Raw genomic sequence first — 4,734 nt, 5'->3', positions numbered from 1 at the left:
GTCTACATCCACGGCCTGCGCAAGAAGCTGGGCGCGGACCTGATCCGCAACGTGCGCGGCGTGGGCTACATGGTCCCGAAGGAATGAATCGCCCGCGGCTGATGCGTTCGCTGCGGGCCCGGCTGCTGGCCTTTCTGCTGGCGGCGATCGTGCTGGCCGGTGGCATCCAGGCAGCAGTGACCTACCGCACCGTGCTGCGCGAGGCCGATGCCATCTTCGACTACCACATGCAGCAGATGGCGCTGTCGCTGCGCTCTGGCCTGCCGCCGAGTGCGGCCGTAAGCGGCCTGGGCCCTTCGGAGCAGAACTTCGATTTCGTGGTGCAGGTCTGGACGCAGGACGGCCAGCGCATCTTCGAATCCGCCGACGAGGCGCTGCTGCCGCAACTGGCCGTGCTGGGCTTCGCCGAGGTGAATGCGCGCGGCACCACCTATCGCGTGCTGTCGATGCAGACGCGTGGCCTGGTCATTCAGGTGGCGCAGGACATGGCGGCGCGCCGGCAGATGGCCGGCAGCCTCGCCTTGCGCACCGTCGCCCCCGTGGCGCTGATGGCGCCGCTGCTGATGCTCGTCGTGTGGTGGGTGGTGAGCGGCTCGCTGGCGCCCGTCTCTCGGGTGCGCAGTCAGGTGGCCTCGCGGCAGCCCGACGACCTGTCGCCCGTGGGCGAGGAAGGTCTGCCCGAGGAAGTGCGGCCGCTGGTCGCCGAACTCAATCTGCTCTTCGAGCGCGTGCGGCGGGCCTTCGACGCGCAGAAGCATTTCGTGGCCGATGCCGCGCACGAGCTGCGCTCGCCACTCGCGGCCCTCAAGCTGCAGGTGCAACTGCTGCGCCGCGCCAGCGATCCGGCGGCGCATGAGCAGGCCGTGCAGCGCCTGGCCGCCGGCATCGACCGGGCGACGCGGCTGGTCGAGCAGTTGCTGACCCTGGCGCGCAACGAGGCGCACGCCGCGGCGGGCGGCGAGGTCGTGGCTGTGGACCTGGCGGCGCTGGCCCGCGAGGCCATCGCGGATGCGGTGCCCGGCGCCGAATCCCGGCGCATCGACCTGGGGCTGGCACGCGCGGACGCCGTTTCCGTCGCCGGCCATGTGGATGCGTTGCGCATCCTGCTGCGCAACTTGCTGGACAACGCCGTCAAGTACACGCCCGAAGGCGGTCGCGTGGACGTGACCGTGCAACAGAACGAGGGCGGCGGCGCGGCGCTGATGGTCGAGGACTCGGGCCCCGGCTTGGACGAGTCGGATCGGGAGCGGGTGTGGGACCGCTTCTATCGCGCCCCGGACGCTGGCGCGTCGGGCAGCGGATTGGGGCTGGCCATCGTTCGCTCAGTGGCGCAACTGCACGGTGCGGATCTGGCGCTGGACCGCTCGCCTGCGCTGGGCGGGCTGCGGGTGCGGGTGCAGTTTCCGGTTTGAGCTGCAGCCCCCGCAGCCTACGGCGCGGACAGCGACCACGGCGCCCGGGGTTCAGGGCTCGGCCCGCCACAGGCCGGGATAGTCGTGGACCAGGCCTTCGGCGCCCACCTGAAGCTCCGCCTCAAAGCCCACGGTCGGCGCCCGGTAGTGGTAGCGCGATGCATCGAGCCGGCGGTAGCTCTGCGGCAAGGGCTGCAGCCTGCGTGTCGATGGATCGAACCACGCAGCAGGCACCTCCCCCTGTTGTCCGGGCGCCAAACGCAGTCGGCGCAAGGGCAGCAAGTTGGTCGCCGGTGTGAAGCCGAGGTCCACATCGATGCAATGGGTGACGGAGGGTACGAGGGTGCCGTTGAACTGCCACCCTTGTTGTGTGTCGTGGAGGATCGACCAACAGACGTCTTCGTCGCCCACCCAGCCTTCGATGTGCGCAGACCGCGTGTGCCAGCGTGCATCGCATACCACCTCATACGACAGCCGTGACGTGAGGCCACTTTCGTCGCGGAATATGGCGCAACCCTCGAGCCGGCCTCTTTCACCGTCATGACGCACGCGGAAGGCATCGTGCCCAGGCCGGTCGAGCCGGCGCCAGATCAGGGTAGCGAAGACATGCGTAGCGGTCATGCGTTTCTTGACAGTAGCGCTGTGGCGGGAATCGGCTCACCCGATGTTGTTCAACTTTTCGAGGCGATCCGAATCCGAAAGTAGATCCTCGATGAGGTCTGCCTCTACGGGTTTCGACAGAAAGTAGCCCTGCATTGCATCGCATCTTGAATGCTTCAATATGCGGAATTCGGCCTCACTTTCCACACCCTCTGCAATGACACGATAGTCCAACGCGTGCCCCAGGTCTATCAGGGACTGGACGAATTTTCTCGACCTGAGATCGCTCTCGATCGTTCTGATGAGAGATTGATCGATCTTGATGATCTTTACCGGCAGTTCTCGCAGGCACGAGAGGTTGCAGTAGCCCATTCCAAAGTCATCGAGCGATATTTCTGCCCCTAGATTTTGAATTTGGGCGAGAGCCGATTGTGTGTCCGGGATCGTCATCACAGCTGTTTCCGTGCATTCGATGTGCAGTCTCGAGATGCTCACCCCGCACTCCTGGCAAATTCTGACAAGATCGGAGACAAAGCTTTCTTCTTCAAGGTTCCTGGAGGATACATTGACAGCGACAATCAGATCGAGCCCATGTTCCAACCAAGTGCGAGTTTGGTTCAGCGCAGTTCTCAAGGCCCACCGGGTAAATTCGTGAATCAATGCCCCGTTTTCGACCAGTGGAATAAATTCAGCCGGCGAGATGTCTCCCAGCTCGGGATGTTTCCAGCGGGCGAGCGCCTCTACACCTGTAAATTGCCGCTGGCTCACATTGAACTTGGGTTGGTAGACCAGACGGAACTCATTGTTCTTGATGGCCGTGGACGCATCCTTGAGAAGCCTGTACGCTCTTTGATGTGCTGCGTCTGCCGTCGCATCGTGCCAGGCGAATCGTCGTTTCAACTTGTGCCGCGTGTACAGCGCGGCCGAAGCCATCCGCAATATATCAACCGGAGTGCTCGAATCTTGCTTGAGTTCAACAAGTCCGGCAGTCGGAAAAATCTCTATGGCGCGCGTGTCGAACTCGAGAATGCCTTTCAGACCATGAAGAATTTCTTGTGCTTCTGCCTCCCACTCGGTCCGGTTTTCCCCGCACAAGGCCAAGCATAGTCTCATTTCCCCGACGTGGTAGATGGTTGTCGGGTGCTTCAGCAGGCCTTTCAGCTTGGTGGAGACGGCTATTATCAATGTTTCAAGTACATGAGCGCCGACGACACGCGCCTCATTGAGCATGCTTTCGTGGTCCATCACCTCGATAAGCGCGAAGGCGCCCGCTTTGAGGCTGCCATTCCCGAGGTCATCAAAAAGCTGCGAGCGATTTGGCAGTCGGGTATATGCGTTGATCAATCCCGCCTGTTGATGCAGTTCGATCTGGCTGACTGTCAATCGAGCAAGTGTCGTTAATTGAGTACGCTCGACTGAGTTCAGACTCCGAGGTGTGTCGCCGATGATGCAAAGAGTCCCCAGTGCATGACCATTGGACAGAACCAAAGGCGCTCCAGCATAGAATCTGATGAATGGAGATCCAGTGACAAGCGGGTTGTTGAAAAACCGCTCGTCCTTTGTGGCATCTTCTATGACCAAAACATCGGCAGCCTGAATGGCGTGTGCACAGAACGATGACTTTCTATCGGTCTCTCGAATGGACAAGCCAAATCGTGATTTGAACCATTGGCGATCAGCATCTACAAGCGAAACGAGGGAGATCGGCACATGGAATATCTGACTGGCCAGTTCAGTGATCCGGTCAAATGCAGGACTGTCTGCGCTATCCAGAAGATTGGAGCAAGCCAGAGAATGCAGTCGCTGTTTCTCGTCATCCGTGGGCAGTGGCGACATCGAAGACATACGTTCAGTTACAACAAGCAATGTTTGGCTTCTAGCTCGAACCCCAACCAAAGTCAACGTTGAGCGGCCTCGGCGCGAGCGCCTCGTCGGCGATGAGGTCGAAGTCATGCTGGCCGAAGACGCCGACGAGGCCACCCACTGCGCGCTGGCGTCCGCCTTCCATGGAGAGAGCTCAGCCTTTTCCGGTCGGCCCCGGTTGGGCGGGCTGGGCGGGGCTCAGCCGGTCAAGGCGCAGTCGTTGCCGGTCATCCGAGATCATTCGGGCTGCCATGAAGACAGCGCCGACGCAGGCCAGTCCGCCCGCTCCCGTGAGCAGCAACAGAAGAACGATCTGGTACTTCGCCGCGTCGATGGGGTCCATTCCCGCGAGCAACTGCCCGGTCATGATGCCGGGCAGGGTGATGATGCCGGCGGCCGACATTTGGTTGATGATCGGAATGATCCCGCGTCGGATGGACGTGCAAACCAGCTCCTGCAATGCCGTCTTCATCGGCAGGCCCAGGGCCAGCTGGGCTTCGACACCGGACCGGTGCAGGGCAATGCCGTCGAAGAAGGTGTCCAGTCCCAGGCTGGCTGCATTGAGCACGCTTCCCAGCACGATGCCCAGGAGCGGGATCGCGTAGCGCGGGTCATGCCAGGGGTCCGGCCGGATCGCCGTGAGCAACGTCAGCAGCACGGTGGCCGCGCTGGATACCGCCACTGTGGCGGCGGCGATACCGAAGTTGCCTCCGTTCGACAGCCGCCAGCTTGGTCTGACCGCCACCTCGCGTGCCGCGGCGGCGACCATGACGAGGGCGACCAGCGCGGTCGCCAGTGGAGACTGCTTCTGGAACACGAGTCTCAACACCCAGCCCACCAGCAGCAGCTGCACCGCCAT

Annotated in this window: 5 protein-coding genes and 1 pseudogene; 2 read left to right on the top strand and 4 right to left on the bottom strand. The window is 62.2% G+C overall.

Annotated elements, in window-relative coordinates; all coding sequences use genetic code 11:
• Positions 1–87, top strand: a pseudogene (locus QZ772_RS24870) (DNA-binding response regulator); the annotation flags it as partial.
• On the top strand, positions 84–1,412 hold the full coding sequence (locus QZ772_RS24865; protein WP_295532453.1) for an ATP-binding protein: 1,329 nt from the start codon (positions 84–86) through the stop codon (positions 1,410–1,412). The pseudogene QZ772_RS24870 and the gene QZ772_RS24865, both read left to right, overlap by 4 nt.
• Before the next feature lie 51 nt (positions 1,413–1,463).
• Here QZ772_RS24865 and QZ772_RS24860 read toward each other — a convergent pair whose 3' ends face one another.
• The 4 genes from QZ772_RS24860 to QZ772_RS24845 all read right to left on the bottom strand — a co-directional run.
• Positions 1,464–2,033: a putative glycolipid-binding domain-containing protein gene (locus tag QZ772_RS24860; protein WP_295532451.1), complete on the bottom strand. Its 570-nt coding sequence runs from the start codon at positions 2,031–2,033 to the stop codon at positions 1,464–1,466.
• 36 nt (positions 2,034–2,069) lie between these two features.
• Positions 2,070–3,848, bottom strand: a complete 1,779-nt coding sequence (locus QZ772_RS24855) for a sensor domain-containing phosphodiesterase (RefSeq protein ID WP_295532450.1) — start codon at positions 3,846–3,848, stop codon at positions 2,070–2,072.
• A gap of 40 nt (positions 3,849–3,888) precedes the next feature.
• A complete protein-coding gene (locus tag QZ772_RS24850) occupies positions 3,889–4,020 on the bottom strand; it encodes a hypothetical protein (RefSeq protein ID WP_295532449.1) in 132 nt (43 codons plus the stop codon).
• 9 nt (positions 4,021–4,029) lie between these two features.
• On the bottom strand, positions 4,030–4,734 hold a 705-nt coding region (locus QZ772_RS24845), incomplete at its 5' end, for an ABC transporter permease (RefSeq protein WP_295532447.1).

Source organism: uncultured Pseudacidovorax sp. (genome assembly GCF_913773995.1).
Lineage (GTDB): Bacteria > Pseudomonadota > Gammaproteobacteria > Burkholderiales > Burkholderiaceae_C > Xenophilus.
This window is presented reverse-complemented; position numbering and strand designations above follow the sequence as displayed.